Source organism: Ensifer sp. ENS06 (genome assembly GCF_014852205.1).
GTDB classification, from domain to species: domain Bacteria; phylum Pseudomonadota; class Alphaproteobacteria; order Rhizobiales; family Rhizobiaceae; genus Ensifer; species Ensifer adhaerens.
This window is the reverse complement of sequence record NZ_JACVBC010000009.1, coordinates 124,939-146,889: the sequence shown is the minus strand read 5'-3', so window position 1 is coordinate 146,889 and position 21,951 is coordinate 124,939. Positions and strand designations below refer to the sequence as shown.

General features: G+C 58.8%; 20 protein-coding genes and 2 pseudogenes. 4 read left to right on the top strand and 18 right to left on the bottom strand.

The window, feature by feature from the left end:
* Positions 1-53 precede the first annotated feature (53 nt).
* Positions 54-404 carry a hypothetical protein gene (locus tag IB279_RS26245; RefSeq protein ID WP_113188467.1) on the top strand — a complete coding sequence of 117 codons (351 nt, stop codon included), beginning with the start codon at positions 54-56 and terminating at the stop codon, positions 402-404.
* Positions 405-1,034: 630 nt separating this feature from the next.
* Positions 1,035-1,859: a hypothetical protein gene (locus tag IB279_RS26240; protein WP_113188428.1), complete on the top strand. Its 825-nt coding sequence runs from the start codon at positions 1,035-1,037 to the stop codon at positions 1,857-1,859.
* A gap of 187 nt (positions 1,860-2,046) precedes the next feature.
* On the opposite strand, the gene IB279_RS37345 is transcribed toward IB279_RS26240, so the two are convergent.
* The 8 genes and pseudogenes from IB279_RS37345 to IB279_RS26205 all read right to left on the bottom strand — a co-directional run bounded on the left by IB279_RS37345 (position 2,047) and on the right by IB279_RS26205 (position 10,043).
* Complete coding sequence (locus IB279_RS37345; RefSeq protein ID WP_246802120.1) at positions 2,047-2,487, bottom strand: HipA domain-containing protein; 441 nt, start codon at positions 2,485-2,487, stop codon at positions 2,047-2,049.
* 39 nt (positions 2,488-2,526) lie between these two features.
* Positions 2,527-2,688 (bottom strand): annotated as a pseudogene (locus IB279_RS37340) (HipA N-terminal domain-containing protein); the annotation flags it as partial.
* 68 nt (positions 2,689-2,756) lie between these two features.
* Complete coding sequence (locus tag IB279_RS26230; protein WP_113188425.1) at positions 2,757-3,029, bottom strand: helix-turn-helix domain-containing protein; 273 nt, start codon at positions 3,027-3,029, stop codon at positions 2,757-2,759.
* A gap of 271 nt (positions 3,030-3,300) precedes the next feature.
* Positions 3,301-5,919: an aconitate hydratase AcnA gene (gene acnA / locus IB279_RS26225; RefSeq protein WP_113506525.1), complete on the bottom strand. Its 2,619-nt coding sequence runs from the start codon at positions 5,917-5,919 to the stop codon at positions 3,301-3,303.
* Between the two features lie 144 nt (positions 5,920-6,063).
* Positions 6,064-6,948 carry a GntR family transcriptional regulator gene (locus IB279_RS26220; RefSeq protein WP_192339975.1) on the bottom strand — a complete coding sequence of 295 codons (885 nt, stop codon included), beginning with the start codon at positions 6,946-6,948 and terminating at the stop codon, positions 6,064-6,066.
* An 83-nt stretch (positions 6,949-7,031) separates the two neighbouring features.
* Positions 7,032-8,531 carry a tripartite tricarboxylate transporter permease gene (locus IB279_RS26215; protein WP_113188422.1) on the bottom strand — a complete coding sequence of 500 codons (1,500 nt, stop codon included), beginning with the start codon at positions 8,529-8,531 and terminating at the stop codon, positions 7,032-7,034.
* A 10-nt stretch (positions 8,532-8,541) separates the two neighbouring features.
* Positions 8,542-9,015 carry a tripartite tricarboxylate transporter TctB family protein gene (locus IB279_RS26210; protein WP_192339973.1) on the bottom strand — a complete coding sequence of 158 codons (474 nt, stop codon included), beginning with the start codon at positions 9,013-9,015 and terminating at the stop codon, positions 8,542-8,544.
* 56 nt (positions 9,016-9,071) lie between these two features.
* The gene (locus IB279_RS26205; RefSeq protein ID WP_192339971.1) at positions 9,072-10,043 is read right to left on the bottom strand and encodes a tripartite tricarboxylate transporter substrate binding protein; all 972 of its coding nucleotides are present in this window, start codon (positions 10,041-10,043) and stop codon (positions 9,072-9,074) included.
* A 378-nt stretch (positions 10,044-10,421) separates the two neighbouring features.
* Here IB279_RS26205 and IB279_RS26200 point away from each other — a divergent pair, with 378 nt between their 5' ends.
* Together IB279_RS26200 and IB279_RS26195 are read left to right on the top strand one after the other, a co-directional pair.
* The gene (locus tag IB279_RS26200) at positions 10,422-11,108 is read left to right on the top strand and encodes a prolyl oligopeptidase family serine peptidase (RefSeq protein WP_234852815.1); all 687 of its coding nucleotides are present in this window, start codon (positions 10,422-10,424) and stop codon (positions 11,106-11,108) included.
* Positions 11,109-11,415: 307 nt separating this feature from the next.
* Positions 11,416-12,285, top strand: a complete 870-nt coding sequence (locus tag IB279_RS26195; RefSeq protein WP_192339969.1) for an amino acid ABC transporter substrate-binding protein — start codon at positions 11,416-11,418, stop codon at positions 12,283-12,285.
* Positions 12,286-12,552: 267 nt separating this feature from the next.
* On the opposite strand, the gene IB279_RS26190 is transcribed toward IB279_RS26195, so the two are convergent.
* The 10 genes and pseudogenes from IB279_RS26190 to IB279_RS26145 form a co-directional block, all read right to left on the bottom strand.
* Positions 12,553-12,972, bottom strand: coding sequence for a type II toxin-antitoxin system VapC family toxin (locus tag IB279_RS26190; RefSeq protein ID WP_192339967.1), 420 nt, complete (start codon positions 12,970-12,972; stop codon positions 12,553-12,555).
* Positions 12,969-13,223, bottom strand: a complete 255-nt coding sequence (locus IB279_RS26185) for a hypothetical protein (protein WP_060529947.1) — start codon at positions 13,221-13,223, stop codon at positions 12,969-12,971. The genes IB279_RS26190 and IB279_RS26185 overlap by 4 nt, the downstream gene beginning before the upstream one ends.
* A 51-nt stretch (positions 13,224-13,274) precedes the next feature.
* A pseudogene (locus tag IB279_RS26180) lies at positions 13,275-13,524 on the bottom strand (type II toxin-antitoxin system RelE/ParE family toxin).
* Positions 13,525-13,655: 131 nt separating this feature from the next.
* Complete coding sequence (locus tag IB279_RS26175; RefSeq protein ID WP_060529948.1) at positions 13,656-14,537, bottom strand: ABC transporter permease; 882 nt, start codon at positions 14,535-14,537, stop codon at positions 13,656-13,658.
* Positions 14,530-15,483: an ABC transporter permease gene (locus IB279_RS26170; RefSeq protein ID WP_060529949.1), complete on the bottom strand. Its 954-nt coding sequence runs from the start codon at positions 15,481-15,483 to the stop codon at positions 14,530-14,532. The genes IB279_RS26175 and IB279_RS26170 overlap by 8 nt, the downstream gene beginning before the upstream one ends.
* 62 nt (positions 15,484-15,545) lie before the next feature.
* Positions 15,546-17,156, bottom strand: coding sequence for a peptide ABC transporter substrate-binding protein (locus IB279_RS26165; protein ID WP_113188401.1), 1,611 nt, complete (start codon positions 17,154-17,156; stop codon positions 15,546-15,548).
* Between the two features lie 75 nt (positions 17,157-17,231).
* Positions 17,232-18,173 (bottom strand): glyoxylate/hydroxypyruvate reductase A, encoded by a 942-nt coding sequence (locus tag IB279_RS26160; RefSeq protein WP_113188400.1) that lies wholly within the window; start codon positions 18,171-18,173, stop codon positions 17,232-17,234.
* Between the two features lie 179 nt (positions 18,174-18,352).
* Entirely contained in the window at positions 18,353-19,336 is a 984-nt protein-coding gene (locus IB279_RS26155; protein WP_090297796.1) for an ABC transporter ATP-binding protein, read from the bottom strand.
* Complete coding sequence (locus tag IB279_RS26150; protein WP_210338719.1) at positions 19,329-20,345, bottom strand: ABC transporter ATP-binding protein; 1,017 nt, start codon at positions 20,343-20,345, stop codon at positions 19,329-19,331. Before IB279_RS26150 ends, IB279_RS26155 begins: the two co-directional genes overlap by 8 nt.
* Positions 20,342-21,937, bottom strand: coding sequence for a DUF885 family protein (locus tag IB279_RS26145; RefSeq protein ID WP_210338712.1), 1,596 nt, complete (start codon positions 21,935-21,937; stop codon positions 20,342-20,344). The genes IB279_RS26150 and IB279_RS26145 overlap by 4 nt, the downstream gene beginning before the upstream one ends.
* Between the last annotated feature and the right edge of the window lie 14 nt (positions 21,938-21,951).

Below are 21,951 nucleotides of genomic sequence, written 5' to 3'. Positions count from 1 at the left end.
CGCGCTTGCTTGCCGGCAGGTCACAAGCGCAAAACCTAGGAAGGAGCATGACAATGAACCGCATTGCGACTTTTTCTGTGATTGCCTGCCTCTCCGCTCTGAGCTTCACTGGGACCGTGCACGGTCAAGGTGCCGCAATGGAGTGGCCCAAAGAGATCGAGCAAACTGTGCGCGGCTACAGCGGCGACAAGATCAACGTCGTCGATATCAGCACACTCGCGGAGCAAAACCAAACGCGCATGTGGGTCGAGCATGCCACGCCGGAACAACGCGCGGCGTTGCTCGAAGCGGTCAAAGAGAACAAGTCCTTGGCTGAAAAGCTGAAAGCGCAGAACGTCGAGATGGACAATATTGGCGGCGCTGAACAGGCAGCCGACGGCGGGCTGACGATCTACGTTCGCTAATCGGGATCAACAACGCGGGGTGCGGAACAATGAGCGTAAATGCGCCGCATCCCGCTCGATACGTGAGAATACAGTGGCGGCGCATTCCCGCGGGATGGCGGCGTGCCCCTCACCTTGAACCAAATCAAACACTTGCCCCGCCATCTTTTGCGGTGTTAGCCACTCCCCTATCGTTCACACTGTCGCTGCAGCGCACTGCTTACGCGAAGTTGAGCAAGAGGAACTGCTCAGGCCGGCTAGTCGTTTTGGTCAATGGGAGGGCCCTGCAGCAGGTACGGGAAATGAAGACCGGACACGACTGACACCTCAATGGGCGTACGATGGCATGCGGCCAAAAAGGGGCCGCATGCCAGCCGGACGCGTTGCGGATCGCTCCCCGCATTTTCACAGGAAAGCAGCGGGAACGACCCCCAAGGCACTTGCCGCAACCGCGGCATTGCTCAGCCAGCAAAAGGAGACGCGACATGAGAGTGTTCCATCATTTCGAACACGGCCGTTGCCACCGGAGAAGTAGGATTGCGTCTCGCGTCTCGCGTGCACACTCCGGTGCAGCCGAAACTCCATCTACGTTGGTGAGGCAATACAGATAGGCGGTCGTACCGCTTATCTCAAACTCGAAGGAATTCCGCGATGAAGATCAATCACGTCGCCGGCTTGATAGCCGTTATTGGAGGCCTGGCACTGGCAGCAAATGCTGCACTCGCCCAGGATTCCACGAAGAGGCAGCATGTGCCGCTGGGCAAGGCGATTGGAACGGTCGCGCCCACTGGTCCGGTCCCGTCTCTCGCAGTCATCAACTCGGAAGGCGCCAAGATCGACGGTGAAAAGTTGGTTCTGACTGGTGTTTCGGCAAATTCGATCGTCTTTGCCGACCGACCGGTGCGGGCCGCCGGACATGTAACCACCGAACAGTTCATCATGCAGTGGGACGAAGGCAAGGACAACTTCGCCATCGACCCTCCGAATGCGACGGTGTCGGTTCTTGGAGGCGACGGATCGGACGTCAGTGACGTCGTGGTTACTCTGAAATCGCCAAAGCTGGAAGGCAATACGTTGACCTTCGACATTGACGTGCTGGAAGGAAGCTTGACTGGCGCTACCGGACCGGCTGCGGTTTTCATTGACCATTTCAGCGGTGGTTTTGGCGGAGGTGGTTTTGGAGGAGGTGGTTTTGGAGGAGGCGGTTTCCGCGGCGGGGACTTTGCCGGCGGCGGCTTCCGCGGTGGGGATCTGGGCGCAGGTGGATTCCGCTCAAGTTCCGCGCGTGTCAACGAGGTCAACGTCACCCATGTCGGAGGCAACTATTGGCACGCCCCCGTCTACAACGGGGCCTGGTATCGCGGTGGTGCGGTTGCCGCGGGAGTAGTGACTGGCGCCGCTGTCGGTGCTGCGGCAGCCAATCCATATTACTATCCGCCGCAATGCGGCTACTATCCATACCCGCCTTGCTACTGAACTGAACGGGTCATTCTGGTCAGCATGAATACATCCGTCGCTCGCAAAAATGGAAAGCTGGGCTGATTGGGTTTTTCTCAGCTTCTTTTCTGCCCGATACTTTTGTCACGCTGCCGGATGCAGCGTGACCTTTATTCCAGAACGATACGGAGCGTTCGATTGACGGGTTGTGTCCACCCAACGGTATTTATTCGGGCAAGCTTATTGTCTGGCGCCCTGCCTGGGTTCGCCGCACAGACCGCTGCCGCGGAGACGGCTCCACCTGCCACCGCCGACCCGCTGATCGCGATTCATGGCGGGTTCGTGGCCGAGAAGACATGTACGTACTGGCGATCAGGATGGAGTAGTTATTGGCGTGCGAGTCGACATTACAGATCAGCACGTTGAAAATCACCGCATCCAGAAGCTTCAGGCGTTCGCCGGATGAAACGAGATCGCTGACGGCGTCAAACATCATCTTCAGTGTCGCGCCGCGGCCCGACGAGGATCGCTCGTATTTCTGTGACGGAAAATGACAGGTTAGCTGGCAACGGTCTTCCTGGTGAAGCCTGCGGATCTCACCCGCTGGATCCGTAAAACGGTCATAGCGCTTCGCCAGCAGATAGCGTCGTTTGCCGGCTATGCTCATTGAGAATGCGCTCCAGTGCGTCCTCGTCCGGGATGGGCTCTAAGTTGACACCGGCCCTCCGCGGTTCGCCGATCGACAGGGCTCCGGCCGTGTCAGGTTGGCGAGCCACGGCAGCAGTCTGTCCGCATCGACCACTCCTGAACGCAACGGCATCGTCAGCGAGATTGGGAAGGCCGAGCGGCGCGCTTCCCAGGATGAGTCGTAGTCGAGCCGACATTAGCTTTCGAAAGTCATCCATGCGACGGGGAAAGCTTCATAGAAGATGGTTGTCATCGACCTTCACCGAATGTCGGCAGGAAGCCGAGATCATCTTCGGACGCGACTGATGACGATTGGACTGTCTTCAGGTCGCCGATCTCGATGCCGACCGTGCGCGCGACGATCAGCGCCTTCTCGAGCTGGCAGCTCGGTTTGCCCGATTCGAGTTCAACGATGAAACGTTCGCCCGTGCCGGAGCGGCTGGCAAGTTCGATCTGGGTCCAGCCGAGGCCTTTGCGTTTTTCCCTGACGGCAACGCCGAAATCGCGTGCGGACCTGAACATCCAGTGTCTCCTGTTCCGGCTTACCGTACAGGAAGATTTTCGGAATTTCGACGTCATCCTTACCGATCGGGAAGTTTCAGGAAGTCGCGGCTTTCTCTGAGAGTCCGCCACTTAAGATGTCGGTGAAATCGCCGCATGAAAGGATATCGTCGACCTCGCCGCCAAAAAAGCTGATTGCTCCGCGAGCCTATGAAAGCGGTCGGTCTGCTCATCAAATCCGGAACCGACAACGCACACCTGCCCGCACAACGCAAATGTCGATTCTAGCGCCCTAGATCGTACTGCGTTGGGATTCGACCAAGTTCTTCAGCATCAGCGGCAGAATTCCACCCGCCTTCAACGTATCGACCTCAGCGGCCGTCTCGATCGCCGCGACCGCTTTGAACGTGGTAGCCTCGCCCCTGTACCGTTTAATGGCAATGTCGATCGGACAACGCGGCGAGATCAGGCCTGCGTTGGCATTTATTTCGATGAGGTCACCTGACTTTAGAGCGAGATCATCTGGTCCCAAACCCTCCGGCAGTCTCATTGGCAGAATGCCCATCCCGATAAGATTGGAACGGTGAATCCTTTCGAAGCTTACAGCCAAGACCGCGCGGGCGCCGAGGAGGGATGCTCCCTTGGCTGCCCAATCTCGCGAGGAACCCATTCCATAACGCTCGCCAGCGACAATCACGACGGACTGCCTGCTCTCGGCATAGCGATTTGCGGCGCACCAGAGCGGGAGGACTTCACCTGAGGGCGCATGGATCGTCGATCCTGGTGGGATCTCGCTGCCCAAAAGATTTTGAACAGTCCGGTTTGTATACAAGCCCCGAACCATCGCTTCCCAGTTGCCCCGCCGCGAAGCATGAACATTAAGGTCGGTCGGGACTTCCCCTCGCTCGATGAGATATCGGCCGGTTTCACTCTGAGCCCGGATCGCCCCGGCTGGCGAGATATGGTCCGTCGTGATGTCGTCACCGACAACGATCAGCGGATGCGCATCATACGTGCCGAGTAAGCTGCCTTTTCCGAAGCCTGCGAACGGCGGCCTGCGGATGTAGGTCGACGTCTCGTCCCATGGAAACAATGTCGTCGCCGGCGCCTCGAGTTCGCGCCAAGCCTTGCTGGCCTCCGCTTCGTCATAAGCTGGCTTGAAATCAACCGCATCGGAGGCAAGCGCAACTGCTTCGTCAATCTCCTTGCTCGTCGGCCACAACATCGACAGTGTCACGGCCCGCCCATCGGCCGTGTATCCGATCGGATCCCTCAAAATATTCAGCTCGACGGTTCCAGCCAGCGCAAATGCGACGACAAGTGGAGGAGACGCGAGGAAGCCTGCCTCAAGCTGTGGGTGTACGCGACCAGGGAAATTCCGATTGCCCGAGAGAATGGCGACCGGAAGGATTCCTCGATCCTTCATCGCGACGGCGATCGGTTCGGTCAATGGTCCGGAATTGCCGATACAGGTCGTGCAACCGTAACCGACGATTCCGAAACCGACCGCTTCGAGATCCTCTAACAACCCGGACCGCCGGAGGTATCGTTCCGCCGTAGGCGATCCCGGCGCGAGCGATGTCTTCACCCAAGGCGCCGGATGAAGACCAAACGACCGCGCCTTTCGTGCCAGCAAGCCTGCCGCGATCACGAGTCGCGGATCGGACGTGTTGGTACAGCTTGTAATGGCCGCGATGGCAACCGCCCCATCGTTTGGTTCTGAGGGGTCGGCACTTGCGACCGCTCCGCGCTTCATCGAAGAAATCGCGGCAACCGTTTCTCCAACGGATATCCTGTCCTGAGGACGCGTGGGTCCGGCAAGGCTGGGTTCGATCGCCGAAAGGTCGATCTCGACTTCGTATGTGTAGCGGGGATTGTCGTCCGGATTGAACCAAAGCCCGACGCGCTTGGTATATGCTTCTACCAGCTCCACTTGCTCAGAAGTTCGACCAGTCGTCCGAAGATAATCAAGCGTACGGTCGTCGATTGGAAAGTATCCGGAATTACCGCCAAACTCCGGTGTCATGTTAGCGACCACAGACCGATCGCCGGCCGTCAGTGCCGCCACGCCGGGGCCGAAGAATTCTACGTATTTGTCCTGAAGATCGATCTTTCGAAGGATATGCGTCACCGTCAACGCCAAATCCGTCGCAAGCACCCCATCGCCAAGATGACCGGTCAGCCGGACCCCAACCACATCCGGTACCCGGAGCGAGACAGGCATCCCAAAGAAGACGCTTTCTGCTTCCAGGCCGCCGACACCCCATGCAAGGACGCCAATGCCGTTGATCATCGGCGTATGACTGTCCGTACCGATCAACGTGTCGGGCGCGGCCCAGCGACAACCGTCTTTCTCGATCGTCGAGACGACCGTCGCGAGGCGCTCGAGATTGAGCGTGTGCATAATGCCGGTACCGGGCGGATGAACGCGGAACCCGGTCAGCGTATTCGTCGCCCACTTCATGAAGCGATACCGTTCGGCATTGCGCTCGAACTCGCGTTTCATGTTGAGTTCAAGCGACGCAGAGCCACCAAAGGCATCTACAGCCAAGGAGTGGTCCGTGGAGACGTCCACCGGGACAACCGGATTGAGAAGCGCCGGATCATGTCCCGCCTCCGCAAGAGCCGAACGCATTCCCGCGATATCCACGAGTGCAGGACCGCAAGTGGTATCGTGCATCATGACACGATTGGGAAGAAACGGGATCTCCAGCTCGCTCGAACCCTTTGCGAGCCAGTTGATGATCGCAGCCTTGGCCCGCGCATCATCTTTGCCTGCTGTACGCAGAACATTCTCCAACAGGATACGATGGATGTATGGAAGCGACCGAAGCTGATGCCCAGCCTCTGCTGGCAGGTCGATGATGTCGTATACGACGTCGTTGACCGTGAGTTTTGATATCGTGCTCATCCTAAGTCTCTCATCGCATTTCTGTGTTCGGAGCGAAAAACTTCAGGCTCACGGGAGCGAGGTCGATCCAGAACATTCCATCTTATGATAATAAAATGTAATTCAATTGTGACCGCATCGTTTCGCGCCTGGAATTCCCTGTTTTTACACTTGCGGTGTCTTGATCCTGCTGGCGCCCATGATGTGGGTGTAAAGGAAGGCGGCCGCTTCTGATCGTCGGTCACTCTCGAGAAGATCAAGGATGTGCAGATGCTCTGCCGTCTGTTTCGGCAGGCGGCTGCGATCAATGGTGATCTGGTACTCCAGAAGGCGTCGCAATCTGTTGATGCGCTTTATCGCGTCGAGGAAGAATTCGTTTCCGGAGCACGCGACTAGCATTTCGTGAAAGTCATTGTTGGCTTTGAAGATCTCGGCCCGCGACCAATGTTCGTATCCGCCATTTCCAAGTTCCGTCTGTGTCTCTCGCGCCCTGCGAAAACCGTCCGCATCCGATTGGAACGTCGGCAGCAGCATCGCCTGCTGCTCGATCACGGCACGGAACACATATCCTTCCTCGTAGCTCTTCCTCGACATAAGGGTCTGCTTGAACGACCAACCGTTGCCGGGAAGGCGCTCGATCCATCCTTCGTCGGCGATCCGGTGAAGGATTTTCAAAAGTCTGGTTCTTGGCACCCCGTAGATCCGCATCAATTCATTCTCACTGAAGCGCTCGGCAAAACTCCCGGACAGACGATCGTCCGCGATCCTGAGATAGATCGCATCGTCACCTTTGGTAGCTTTACCATTTTCGGGCTCAAGATCGTCGATTGCCTCGCAGTTCACCGCGAGAAAATAGCCGCGGTTCGGCTCGGCTCGTACGATGCCCCTCTCTTCCAGCTTTTGAAGAGCGCTCATGATCGGAGCACGGGACACACGAAAATTGTCGGCCAGCATCTGTAGAGGCAGATGATCTCCCTTTCGCATCGCGTTGGACTTCACGAACTCGATAATGTCCGTGCTGATCCGGGGTGAGAGACTGTTCCTGGCCATACCTTTTCCGTGCGTCCTGTTCTTTCAGTTCGAATTGCCACAGTGATGTGCGCCGCCCGGCGCAGTCAAACAGATTTGCGCCATCAATCCTCGTCCTGACGGAACTTCGAGAGACCTCTGAACATAAATGGAGCGACCAAGGCAACAAGGGCAATGCCGATCATGATGGCTGAGCTCGGGTGCTGGAGCAGGATCATCGGATCGCCAAGGCTCATCTGCAGAGAGCGACGCAAGGCACTGTCTGCAAGCGGGCCAAGGATAAGACCGACAACCGCCGGAGCGATGGGATAGTCGTAGCGGCGCATCACAAATCCGACGACACCGAAACCCGTCAGCAGCAGAAGTTCCGTCACCGAGGGGTTCGCCGCAATCGTGCCCATCGATGCAAACACGAGAATGCCTGCGTAGAGCCACGGTAGGGGAATTTTGAGAAGCTTCACCCACATCCCGACCAAAGGCAGGTTGAGAACGAGCAGCATGACGTTGGCGATAAACAGGCTGGCGACCAGTCCCCAGACGAGGTCGGCGTGCTGTGTGAACAGCAAGGGACCCGGCTGGATGTTGTATTGCTGGAAGCCCGCAAGCATGACGGCTGCGGTGGCCGAAGTCGGTAGTCCAAGCGTCAGCAACGGAACCAGCGTGCCCGCGGCCGAGGCATTGTTTGCAGCCTCGGGACCAGCAACGCCTTCGATCGCTCCGTGACCGAATTCTTCCGGCTTCCTGCTCAGCTTGCGCTCGATTGTATAGCTCAGGAAAGTGGGAATTTCAGCGCCGCCGGCGGGAAGTGCGCCGATCGGGAAGCCCATCACCGTTCCGCGAAGCCATGGCTTCCAGGAGCGCTTCCAGTCTTCTCTGGTCATCCAGATCGACCCCTTAACCGGGATAGGCTTTTCGGGCTTGTAGAGATGACGAGACGCGACAAAGAAGGCTTCACCGATCGCAAACAGACCAACGGCAAGCGTTGTCACCTCGACGCCATCCAGCAGTTCGGGAACACCGAACGTCAGGCGGGCCTGTCCCGTCAACTGGTCGATGCCCATCAGTCCGAGCCAGAGCCCAAAGGCCAGACTTGTCAGGCCCCTCAGCGGCGATGACCCGAATGTTGCCGATACCGTGACGAACGCAATCAGCATCAGGCCGAAGTAATCCCACGGACCGAACTTGACGGCGATCTTCACGAGATAGGGTGCGAGGACGGCCAACCCGGCTGTTGCGATCAGCGCGGCAACGAACGAACCGATAGCCGCGGTCGCGAGCGCCGGTCCCCCGCGTCCTGCCCGTGCCATCTTGTTGCCCTCGAGCGCGGTGACGACCGATGCGCTTTCTCCAGGCGTATTAAGCAGGATCGCGGTTGTTGAGCCACCGTACATTCCGCCGTAGTAAATCCCGGCGAACATGATGATCGAACCGCCAGGATCCAGCTTAAAGGTCACGGGAAGCAGAAGTGCCACCGTCAGTGCCGGACCGATACCTGGCAGAACACCGACCGCCGTTCCAATCAGGACGCCGATGGCGGCGTAGATCAGGTTCGCAGGCTGAATGGCCAGCGCGAACCCATCGATCAAAAAGGAAAAAGTATCCATCAAGGCGACCTCAGAAGAGGCGCTCAAGCGGGCCTTGCGGCAGCGCGAGCGTCAGGAGTTTATTGAAGAGAAGGAAAACCAGAACCCCGATAACGGCCCCGAGACAGAGATCGACAAGTATGGCCTTGCGACCGAACGCCCGTGCGGTCAGCGCGAAAAGAAGCGTGGACCCAAGGATAAAGCCACCACCCATCCAGATCGATCCGATCAACCCGGCAAGAGCAAAACCGATCCAGCCGACGGCCAACCAGTCGGCGCTCTCGACTTCGATGTCCGATGGCTTGAAAGCGCTGACAAGGTGACCGATGGCAAGGGCTACGAATAGGATCGCCACGAAATACGATGCCGCGCTCGCGCTCATCCCATAGGTTGCCCGCACCTTCATGTGACTGGCATCCCAGTACGTAATGAAGGCGATTGCAAATAGGACGACAGCGATCACCGCCGTTGGACGGTGGGGTATGCGAAGAGTTTTCTGGGTCATGGTGTCCTCGTCGCACGCGGAAGCGGCGCTTGCCGACTTCCGCGTGCTTCGTCAGGTTAGTTTGCGAGACCGATGGACGTAAGGATGGTCTTCACGCGTTCAGTTTCCGAACCGATGAAAGCCTTGAACTCGTCGGAAGGAGCATAGTAGTCGGTCCAGCCGCGAGCCTTCAGGATTGCCTGCCACTCGGCAGACTTAACCGTCTTCTCGACTGCAGACTTAAGCGCATCGAGATCAGCGCCTTCTACGCCAGGACCGGCAAAGATACCGCGCCAGTTTACCAATTCGATATCAAGACCTTGCGCTTTCAACGGCTTTGCTTCGATGCCTTCGATCGGCTCCGGATAGGAGATCGCCAGTGCTCTGAGGTCGCCGGATTTGATCTGGCCTTCCCATTCGCCGTAACCCGACACGCCCGCGGTCGCCTGACCACCGAGCATGGCTGCAAGCGACTCGCCGCCGCCGGAATACGCGACGTAGTTGATCTTGCTGGAATCGGCACCCGCTGCCTTGGTAACGAGCGCTGCGAGGATATGATCGGCACCGCCAGCCGATCCGCCAACCCAGATCGTCGTCGCGACGTCCTTCTTAATTGTCGCAAGCAGATCGTCCATGGATTGAATCGGCGAATCCTTCGGAACGACGATCACCAGCGGATCGCCGGTCAGACGAGCGATCGGAGGGACCTGGGTTAAATCGACCGGGGACTGGTTGGAGATGCTGGCGCCGACGAGCGTGATGCCTGCGACGAGAAGTTGGCTGGGATTGCCCTTCGCGGAGCCGATGAACTGGGCAAGACCGACTGTGCCACCTGCGCCGGGGACGTTGATGACCTGCACGCTCTTCGCGTTGCCGCTGGCCATCATGGCTTCCTGCATCGAGCGGGACGCCGAATCCCATCCGCCGCCAGCACCGGCGGGCGCCATGATGGTTAGCTCCAGATCCTGCGAAGAAGCCTGCAGCGTTCCAAATCCCAATGTGCTGCCGACGACGGCTGCGAGAAGCCCGAGTTTAAAAAAATTGCGCACAGCGATTTCCTCCTGCTGGTAAGGCTCACCTCCTGAGCCGTGCGCGGAATTTGCATTATATAATTATAAAAGTAAATATGAGTGCGCTAAAGTTTTTCAACTGATAAGACCACATCGCCAAGCTGCTCGACGATGGTGCGGGTGGAATTTAGCAATGGTGCCATTCGAACGGATTGCCATGCGTCGCGCTGGGCAAGGGCGTTGGAAGGCGTCTTCATCGCATTGAGGTCAAACCTCTTATCGAACACATTTTGGCAGCCAAAGCTTGAGTTTCGCTACCTCGGTTCCATGTTGATTTGGCTACACGCTCAACATCATGGAGGAGGTGATCGAATGACGCGATACAACATAGCGCTGGTATTTGCGGCCGTATGGGGAATGTGCAGCGCGGGAGTGACCCACGCCGAACAGTTGGCAGTGACATCGAGTAGCAACATAAAGAATGATCTCAACTATCTGATGTACACGCCAGACGACTATGCGTCTTCCGACAAAACGTACCCACTCGTCGTGTGGCTTCACGGGGGCGATCAGGGTGGGACTGATATCGAGAAAGTTAGATCGAGCGGAATTCCGAAGTTGATCGAGGAGGGCAAGACATTCCCGTTCCTGGTATTTTCGCCTCAGAATCCAAGTGACGAACTCCTTTACCCGATCGAGAAAGTGGAGGCAGCTCTTGAGGAGGTCATGTTGAAGTATCGTGTCGATCGCACGCGGGTCTATGTCGTGGGCTTCAGCCGCGGCGGTTTCGGTACTTGGGCCATGGCAGAACAGTTTCCCGATAAATTTGCGGCTTTCGTTCCAATCGCTGGCGGTGGGAATCGTCACTACCTGAGTAGGACAAATGAAAAGGCAGCCTTTTGGGTGTTCCACGGCACCAGCGACGACACCATTCCTTTGTCGGATTCGGTCGTGCTTTACGAACGACTTGTCGGTCTAAAGCGAAATGCCCGTTTAAGTGTCTTGGAAGGCGTTGACCATTCGGGCGTTGAGTGGGCGGCCTTAAATGATCCGGAGCTTTGGAATTGGCTCCTAAAACAGCGCCTCGAGGTCGCGCCTAAATAGGCATGCCTACCCTTCCGCCTACCGCGAAATGGAAACGATAAGGGTCTGCTTGGCGCCTTAATCCCGGCCGTTGGGCATCCGCTAGCCGATCTCCGATAGCAGATATATGGTGGATCGGGCGCGGCGGCATGATGCGCAAAAAAGACCGACGTGAGGCCGGTCGACCTTGCCATTGTGACAATGCGGCCGAGCGACGCCGTGCGTCGTTGGTTGACATATGAGGGGCAGCCCATAAGCTGGGTCAACGCCTTTGAGATCGACACCGTTTTCCGGAGATAGGGATCATGCAGGTGCCCCTCAGACAAGTATGGCCAAGCGCATGAGGCGGTTTCTGTTCGTGAGCCTCGCCCTTTGCTTTTCGGCTTTGGCGTCCGCCGCCGCAACGCTAAACTCCATTATGGAGAGCGGAACCGTGCGCATCTCCGATCAAGCACCATTTTCCACCCGCCAGCCAGGGGCCGAACCGGTGGGATATGCCATCGACCTGTGCCGCAAGATTGCTGACGAGATCGAAGATCAAATTCCGCAACTAAAACGAGAATTTGTTGAGGTGACGCTCGCCGGCGGCTTCGATGCAGTAGAGAATGAAGATATCGACTTGCTTTGCGGTTCCATCACTGTGAATTTGAAGAGGCGGGAAATCGTCGATTCCTCACAACCGATCTTCCTCACCGGGGCGAGCGCGCTGCTGCGCAAGGATTCGCCCAGCTACCTGCAGGCGCTCTTTCTCAACGGGCCGGCCGTTCACGCCGTCAGCGAGCGCGTTGCCACAAACGTCATCGGTATGCGCGCAAACACGACGACGGCAGGGACGCTTCGCGAGGCACTCGCAATCCAAGAATCGAAGACAAAGCTTGCCGATTTCAACACGCATGAGGACGGGCTCAAGGCGCTGGAGGACCACAGGATCGATGCCTACATCGCCGATCAGGTGCTGCTCATCAACCTGGCCAAGCGGGCGCGCGATCCATCCTCGCTCGAGGTCGGCGATCGCCTGATCACGCATGAACCCTATGCGATCGCGTTGCGTCGCAACGACGCCGACTTCCGCCTGCTGGCAGACCGCGCGCTGACAGACTTCTACCTTTCGGAGGATTTCCTGCCGCTGCTGGAGACCTATTTCGGCAGCGAGGCGCCGATGCTGCACACGCAAATCATAATGCAACACGTGCCATAGGTCGTGTGCGGCGGGCGGTCATCACAGCATTCCGAGAGCGTTGGGCATGGGCTGATCCCAGGCCTCCGCGTCTCGGCAGCTGACAGTCAGCTTCCGGCCGCAATTGAGACGCTCGGGTCACTCTGGCCGAGGTGCGCTCCTTGGCTCCTCGGACGTTCAGATCATTGGAAGCGACGCAAACTCTCCACTCGACGACCGTAAGTCGGCAGCACACGGGCTATCCCTCGCCTTGAACCCATTTGAACCCGAGAGCCCCCCATGGCGAGTCTATAGGTGGTTCCAAGGATTGACGACAGGGACTCCTGCCGCCTCAAAGGGGCTTGTATCGCGTGTCGCGATTGTAAATCCCTTGGAGGCTGCAATAGCCGCAATATATCCATCAGGTGTCGGGAATCCCTTCCCCCCTGCTCGCGCGGTGGCCGCAAGGCCGGCATAGTGCCGAGCCGCCGCAGTGTCGAATGACAACACGCGATCGTCGAACAGTTCGAGCAGGCCATCAAGCGTGCCGGCCAACGCTTTTTTGCGCCGGCCCTCCGGGAGCGCAGCGATGCCAAACAGCAGTTCCGCCAGCGTTACACTGGACAGATACAAGGTTTCGGCTACCTGGTCATTCAACCAATTGCGCACAGCCAAATCCGGGGCGGGCTTCATCGCCTCCGAGACGACATTCGTGTCCAGGACGATCATTCAAACCTCATTGGCTCTGCCGGCGCTTTGTCTCGCATCTGGTCGAACACTTCAAAATCATCATTGGTCAAGCCAATCCGCCCGCTCAACTCAGCCAAGGCATCCCCGATGCGAATACGCTGTTCGGGCTTTACCGCACGTTCCAGAATCTCGCGGACTTCCGCCTCTGTGCTACGGCCGTGATTTGCCGCCCGGACGCGCAAAGCGCGGTGCACTTCATCAGGTACATTTCGTACTGTCAGGATAGCCATAGTCAGACCCTCGCAGTCGCCTTCAATGACTGCAATATAGTTCCGATGCAGTCATTCCGCAAGTTTACCGCGGTCGACTGTCAACGTGTATACGGCGATGCAGGGTGTGCGCGGAATTACCAACTCCCGCGTTCCCTCAATTCGATCCGGGCGGCCGCTTTCCGGGAAAGTCGAGGAGACGCCGAACTGCACGCGCAATCTCCTCGTAGACGTACACTGACGCTTTCGGGTTTTCACTTTCAATGTAGCTGAAGATCGCGTCTCGATCGTCAAGCGCATAGTGCGCCCAGACAAGACTCATCGGTCGCCAGCCGCGGCCTTGAAGCCTTCTCGGTCGGGAAGGGCGTATACCGGCCCTTCTGGCCGGGGCTGCCCAATACCCGCCAGCAAATGCTTGTTGGAGAAAACGTCAAACAGAAATCAGCTGGGAAATCACTCTTTCGGTTCCATTGCGTCGCGCAAACCGTCGCCAAGGAAATTGACGGCCAGCACGGTGCAGAGAATTAGCAGGCCGGGCGGTATAGCAAGCCATGGCGCAACACTGAGCCAGGGTGATGCACTGTTCAGCAAGTTTCCCCATGTGGGAACTGGTGGCTGAATGCCAAAGCCCAGAAACGAGAGCGCCGATTCAAGCATGATGGCGCTTCCAACGGCAAGCGTTGCCGCCACGGTGATCGGGCCGATGGCATTGGGTAAGATATGCCGGAACATCAGCCGTGCACCCCCTGCCCCAAGTGCGCGGGCGGCCTCTACGAATTCGCGTTCGCGCAACGCGAGGAACTGGCTGCGCACCAGTCGTGCAGTTCCCATCCAGATCAGCATGCCGACGATAGCCACAAGCAGAGGCGGGTTCGGGCGGAAAAGCCCTGAGAGCAGCAGGACAAGCGGCAGCGTCGGGATCGACAGCATCACATCCGTAAACCGCATTAGCAGCATATCGGACAAACCGCGATAGAAGCCCGATAGTGCACCAACCAGCGTGCCTGCGATGGTTGCGATAATCGCGCCAGCAAGGCCGACAGCAAGGGAAACCCGCCCTCCGTATATTAAGCGGGTCATGACATCGCGACCGAGTTCATCGGTTCCAAGCCAGTGCTCTGCAGTCATCGGGCCGGGTGAACCGATCAAGGTGAAATCCTGACCATCAAAACTGTAGGGCGACAGGAATGGCCCAATGACAATAACAATCGTCATCAACAACAGAAAGGCGAGACTGGCGACCGCCAGCCGATGTTTAAGAAAGCGCCTGACAACGCGGCGGCTGTAGCTCTGCGGCGGCGCCAAGTGAGCCAGTTGCATCGTTGCGTCAACCATAGCGAATCCTTGGGTCGAGAGCGGCATAGGTCACATCGGCGATGATATTGGCCACGACAATGCCGACAGACCCCATCATCATTAGGCCCATCAGCATGGGATAGTCGCGACCATCCATGCTTTCCATGAACAGACGTCCGATGCCCGGCCATGCAAACACCGTTTCGGTGATGACGGCGCCTGAAATGACGGTGGCGAAGTCCACCGCGATGACGGTGACGGCCGGGATCATCGCGTTGCGCAATGCGTGCAGGATGATGACGCCCCGCTCGGAACGCCCCTTCGCATAGGCGGTGCGGATGTAATCCTGGTTGAGCACGTCGATCATGCCGGAGCGGATGAACCGGCTCCAACTGGCGATGGTCGCAAGCGACAGCACGGTGGCCGGCATAATGATATGGGCGAGCCGATCGAGGAACGAGCCATCACCGATTGACTTGTAGCCGGCAGACGGGAGCCAGCCGAGTTGCACGGAGAAGAGAAGCTGAAGCAGCAGCGCCAACCAGAAGACCGGGGTGGAAATGCCGGCAAACGACAGCATCGTCAGCCCGCTGTCGAGCTTCGAGCCGCGCCGGGCAGCACTGATGATTCCAAGAGGGACGGCGAGCAACAGCGAAATCAGAAGGGCGAGACCGCCAAGTTCGAGGGTTGGCCCCAGCCGCAGGACAATTTCGGTCAGGACGGGACGTCCGGTGCGGATGGAGTAGCCCCAGTCGCCAACCAGCATCGATTTCAGCCACATGACGTATTGCACAGGCGCGGGCTTGTCGAGGCCGTAGGCGACCGCGATCTGTTGCAGCGCCTCTTTGCTGACAGCGGGATTCTCGGCGTACATGTCGAGCGGGCCGCCGGGGGCCAGATGCACGATAGCAAACAAAATCAGCGAAATGCCGAGGAGCAGCGGGATGGCGCCGAGCAGACGGCGTAAAATGTAACCGAAATTCATGCCGTCTCCTGGTCAAAAGGAACGAGGCGTCCGGCCATTGAGACCGGGCGCCTCCGTTCACGTTAGCCCATGTACCATTCGGCCGTATGCACGAAATTGGTCATGTTCGTCGGGTTCGGCACGAAGTTCTTGAGCGCCGCGGTCTTGGCAATCAAGGCGACGTTGGTGGTCAAGGGGATCGAAGGCAGGTCCTCGGCCAGAATTTTCTGGAATTCCGCCGCAGCCTGCTTGCGGGCGGCGGGGTCCAGCGTCGTTTCGAATTTCGACAGGGCCGCATCGAGAGCGGGGTTGGAATAGGACTGGCCGTTGTTGGCACCGCCGGTGCCCCAGAACACCGAGTAGACCGGATCGGCAGAGGTGATCCAGCGACCGTAGATCAGGTCGTAGCCACCTTTGTAGCGCGCTTCGCGATAGGCGACGCCGGTCTGGTTGTTGGCAACGGCTTCAATGCCAATCGCCTTGAGCTGGGCGATGATCACCTGTTGGGCCAGCTCGTCGTCCGCCCGGCCCGCCTGGACCATGAAGGCATAGGACAATCGCTCGCCGTTCTTTTCGCGCACGCCGTCGGAGCCCGGAGCATAGCCCGCCTCATCGAGGATCTTGTTGGCGGCTGCGACATTGTAGGCAATTTCCGGCGTGTTCGGATCATAGAATTCGAACACCGGCACCACCGGCGATTTGATCGGTTCCGGGAAGCCGCCCTGCGCCTTGCTTAGCACGGTGCGGTCGATAGCAGCCGCGATGGCCTTGCGAACATTGATGTCGGCCAGCGACGGGCGCTTGAAATTGAAATCGAGATGCTGCCAGGACAAGAGCGGCCCCTTGACCATTTCGATGCCGGAAATGCCCTCGACCTGCTTGGCCTGGCTGTAGGGTGTCGATACGACCAGGTTGACTTCGCCGGATTTCAGCTGGGTAATCAGCGTGTTGGTGTCCGGGATCATCTTGAAAATGATCTTGTCGAGATAAGGCAGCGCATCACCCTTCTCGCTCTTTGCCCAATAGTCATCGAAACGCTCGGTCACCACGTACTGGCCGCGCACGAACTCCGTCACCTTGAACGGGCCGGTGCCCACAGGAGTTTCGTTGTAGGAGGACGTGTTGAGATCGGTGCCTTCCAGCAGGTGCTTGGGGAAGATGCCGAAGGTGAAGAGAGTGGAGGCAAAGGTCGGCAGTATGGAGTTGTAGTGAACCACGACGGTCAGGTCGTCCGGGGTTTCGATGCTGGCCACCTCGGCGGAACCGTCCTTGGATTCAGCTTTGAACGCCGGGTCCTTGACCGCTTCCCAGGTGTATTTCACGTCGGCTGACGTAAAGGGTTTGCCGTCGTGCCACTTCACACCGGGACGGAGCTTGTAGGTCACCGTCATCGTCTTGCCGTCGGCCGCCACGACAATGCCGCCATTCTCGATGGTCGGCACTTCGGTTGCGAGCACCGGCACATATTTCGCATGCTGATCCGGCGCGAGAAGTCCCTCGACGACGGCCGCCTGTGCATCCCCCAGAAAGCCGGTCGAGTACACGTTCATCGTGTCGATCTCGTAGGCCAGGCCCACCGTCAACGTACCGCCCTTCTGCTGCGCGAAGGCCGGAAACGCATGCATCGTGGCAAGGGTCGCAGTACCAGCAAGTATCGCCTGAAGTGCTGCGCGTCGGGTCAGTTCAAATGTCATGGCATCGTCCTCTCTTTTGCCCTTGCGGGCGTTCCCTATTCGCCGGCCGTGTTAGATCGGCCGGTCGTTAAGTTTTCAGTAGCCCAGCGTGCGATCGACAATGTGTGGCAATTTTTCACCGCGTTCGAAGCGTCGGATGTTTTCGGCCATCTCCTTCACGGCAGCATCTGCATGCGTGGGAGCGGCGACGTGCGGCGAGAGCAGGACTTTCGGATGCCGCCACAGCGTGTCTTCAGCTGGCAGCGGCTCGATGCGGAAAACATCGAGAGCCGCGCCGCTGATATGTCCCCCGTCAAGGGCTCCGATCAGGTCCGCATCCACGACGTGGCCACCACGGGCACCGTTGATGAAGAACGCGCCCTTGGCCAACGCCGCCAGCACCTTTGCATCCACAACATCGGCGGTTTCAGCGGTCATCGGCAGGAGATTGACGAGAATATCGGCGCCGCTGACCGCATCCATGAGTTTTTCGCGGCCGGCGAAGCTCTGCGCTCCCTCGATCGCCCGGCCGGACCGGCTCCAGCTACGGGTCTTGAAGCCGAAACGAACGAAATGCCGGGCAACCTCGGAACCAAGTGCGCCCGCGCCCAGGATCGTCACCGTGCGCTCGCGGGCCAGTTTCTCCGCGCAGGGTGCCCATTCGCCCTTTGCCTGAAGATCCTTGTAGACCAACAAATTGCGATGCCATGCCAGCGCCTGCGCCAAAACCCATTCGCACATGCCCTCGGCAAGGCCATCATCGACCAGGCGAACGATTGGCAGATGCCCGGGCACTTCGCCGCTGGCCAGCAGGTGTTCGATCCCGGCATTGAGGCTTAACACCAGCTCAAGCCCCGGCACCGCAGCAATGACGCCCGGCAGGGGTCGTCCGACGACGATATAGGGCACGGGACCGTCGTCCGTCTTGGGTTGTTCGGTCGTGACGACGTGGCTCGGAAGCTCTTTCCGAAACAGGGTTGCCATGTGCTCAGGGTTGCCGCGAGAGGCGATAAATATCCGTTTCATGGGCCACAGCATGGTGCGTCATGAAGGCATCGTGCAATGCCCGAAAAAATCCACTTTGACCGCATTTTAACTCATGCATGAATTTGGGCGACAATGGGCAAAAAAATACCCCGAATTGCCAATTTCCTGAGCAATTACGGGGTAGGCTGGCTAAAAATAGCCGGAGGATCGGCGCGAAAAATAAGGCTGATCTATTCTCTCAAGTTAAGTTCGTCCGCTCGAAGGCAGGCCACCGAGTGGCGATCACCGCGCGCCTCCAGAGCCGGCACGGCCCCAGCGCATTTTTCGATGGCGAAAGGACATCGGGTGCGAAACACGCAGCCGGAGGGTGGGTTGATCGGACTGGGCAAGTCACCTTTCAGCGTGATGCGGCTTCGGCGCACGCGCGGATCCGGCACCGGCGCCGCATCCAGCAACGCACGCGTATAGGGGTGGAGGGGTTTAGCATAGAGATCTGCGGCCGTCGCAGTTTCCATGATCTTGCCGAGGTACATGACGATGACGCGATCGCAGAGAAACTCGATGACGGACAGATCGTGGCCGATAAACAGGATCGACAGCCCAAGCTCTTGCCTCAGATCCTGCAGCAGGTTGATGATCTGCGCCTGGATCGAAACGTCAAGCGCGGAAACCGGTTCATCGGCGACGATGAATTGCGGATTGACGGCAAGCGCGCGCGCAATGCCGATACGCTGACGTTGCCCTCCGGAAAACTCATGCGGAAACCGTGCTGCCGCCGAACGAGGCAAGCCGACTTTTTCCAGCAGGTCGCCGACCCGGTCCGGACGCTCCTTCCGGGTGCCGATGTTGTGGAGCAGAAGCGCCTCGCCAATGATCTGGCCCACGCTCATGCGCGGATTGAGACTGGCATAGGGGTCCTGGAAAATGATCTGCATCTGACTGCGCAGCGCTTTGAGCTGTGCGGGCGCAAGACCCGTCACGTTGCCACCATCGAAGCTGACAGAACCGCCGGTCGGCTCGACCAGTCGCAGGATCGAACGGCCGAGCGTTGACTTTCCGGAGCCAGACTCTCCGACCAGCCCGACAACCTCTCCTTTGGCGACCTCGAAGCTGACGCCATCGACGGCGCGGATGACGACGCCCGGTTTGAACATCGACTTGCCGATCTCGAAATGCACTTTCAGATCGGAAACCTGGAGCAGGGCTTCAGCCATTCATTTCGCTCCATCTCAGACAGCGCGCGCCGTGATCCGGGCTCACCATGAAAACCGGAGGGACCGCGGCTCGGCACGCATCGAGCGCCCAGTGACAGCGCGGATTGAAATCGCAGCCGGTTGGTGGATTGCGCGGGTCGACGACACTGCCGGGAATGGCTTTCAAGCGGGCAACCTGCCCTGCCGCGCGTGCCGCGTGATCGACCTGCGGTATGCTGGCCAGCAGGCCTTTGGTGTAAGGGTGGCTCGGCCGGTCGAACAATTCGTTGACGTCGGCGCTTTCGACAATGCGTCCGCCATACATGACAGCGACGCGATCGGCGATTTCGGCGACGACGCCCAGATTGTGGGTGATGAACAGGATACCCATGCCAATCTCTCGCTGCAGGCGGCGCATCAGCTCCAGAATCTGCAGTTGAACGGTGACATCCAGCGCCGTGGTGGGCTCGTCCGCAATCAGCAGCGCCGGATTGCAAGCTAGCGCCATCGCGATCATCACACGCTGGCGCATGCCACCGGACATCTGGTGCGGATAGATGTCGGCCCGTCGCGCCGGTTCGGGAATTTCCACCAGCATCAGCATCTCTATCGCCCGCTTCCATGCCTGCGAACGGGTCAGTCCTTGATGCAGTAGCGCCGCCTCAGCGACCTGCGTTCCGACTTTTTGGGTCGGGTTGAGGCTGGTCATCGGCTCCTGAAAGATCATCGAAATTTCGTTGCCGCGAACGCCGCGCATGGTTTTTTCCGGCAGTTGGGCCAGATCGCGCACCACGCCGTCGCGCCCGCGGAACAGAATTTCGCCAGACGCGATGCCGCCGATCGCAGGCGGGATCAGCCGCATGACAGAGAGGCTGGTCACGGATTTTCCCGACCCGCTTTCGCCCACGACGGCAACGGTCTGCCCCTGCTCAATCTTCAGGTCGACGCCCTTGACCGCCTGCACGATGCCGCTCTCCGTGCGAAATTCGGTAACGAGGTTGCGTATCTCCAGCAGGGGTTCAGCCATCAGTTCAATTGCCCCGCGCGTTGCATCTCTTCAGCGATCCACGCAAGCGGCACATGGCCGTAGCTCAGCAGCGCATCATGAAAGCCAATCGTATCCCCTTTCCATCGGCCGCGCAGCGTTTTGATGCCTTCGACGCCGATCCAGTACATCAGCCGCGAGCCAGGCAGCATGGAATTACGAACCACCTCGCCCTCGACACGAGCCGGTGCGAAGCCCGCCTTGTCGCGGTAGAAGGCCATGGCCTCCGCCATGCTCCAGTCCCCGAGATGCAATTTGACATCGACAAGGACGCTCGCCGCGTTTCTGCGCTCGTACTGCTTGAGGAGCAAGATTTCGGCCGGTTCATAAAAGTCCGGCGCTTCCATCAAAAGGTCTTCAACGTAGCATGCCCATCCTTCAATCAGCGTACCGGAACCGAGAAACGCAAGCCCCAGAGCGCAATCGGTACCGGCAATGCGTGCGAGGTGCGACTGGGCGGAGCGGGCGCGGGTGTTCTGCGTGTGGTGGCCGACGCTGCCATGATGCACGGAGTGGATCGTCTTGACCATGGCCGTGTTGCTTCCGCGCAGAAAGGTGTCGAAATCGTCACCTGGGGGCGTCACCCAATAGACGCTGCCCTGACCGGGGTTGAGGCCGGGCGGAGATCTGTAGAATAGGAAATAGAGGGACTGATTGATCTTGCGGAAGCACGGCGCCATCCAACGGTACTCGAGCCCATACTCCTGGGCCGGCGTCACCAGCGCTGCGCCATCTTTTCGCGCGGCGGCGTCGTGGTGCCGATAGCTTTCGATTACGGCTTCAGCGTCGGCTGGATGATCGTCGGACAGGCCGGCAATCAATTCCTGCCAGCTTTTTTCCGGATCGATGGACTTTGCCATTTCAACCAGTTCGTCGCCGATTCGATCGAAGGCCTCTTCGGCCCTTTTCACCGCTTCGCGCGGACCGAAATCGAGGCCATGGACCGTATTCATCAAAAGCGACAGATAGTCTCCGCCGCAAGCCGGATCGTCATCGACAATATCCGTGAGGCCAGATGCGAAGGTGTCGAACGCGGCTGCTGCGGTATCAGCGGGCGCGGCCCATTGTGCGGAAAATTCGTCGTGCAGTCGAATCTCAATACGCAGGAATTCCGCCATCGCGCGCGCCTCGCGCCGGGCGCGCGCCGTCCACCCAAATGGAGCAGTTTTTCCCTTCAGCCGTTCCAGGGCTGACGTCAGGAATGCCGGCAGAGAATTGAGGCGGGCAATCAGTCCATCCTGCCGGACCGGCGCCGACTGGGGAAGTAGCAGGGAAACAATCGCGAAAGCTGCCTCGCCGGAAAACCAGGCCGGATTGGAAAAACGTGGACGAGATGTCGCGGCTGCCTTCTGCAAGGCGAGCTCCGCCAGGATCATTTTGCGGTCCAGACGATCGCCCAAGGCCTCAGGTTCGGCCGTGTCGGCAAGCCGGCGCTCAAGAGAGGCGATACCCGCCAATTCCTCAGTCAGCGTTTCCGGCCCACAGGGCGGCATACGGTCGTCATGGTCCCTATTGCCCATGAACGTCGCATCCACAGGGTGATAGGTCCAGTGGTGCCTAAGGAAGGCGTCGACCACCGACGGATCGTAAC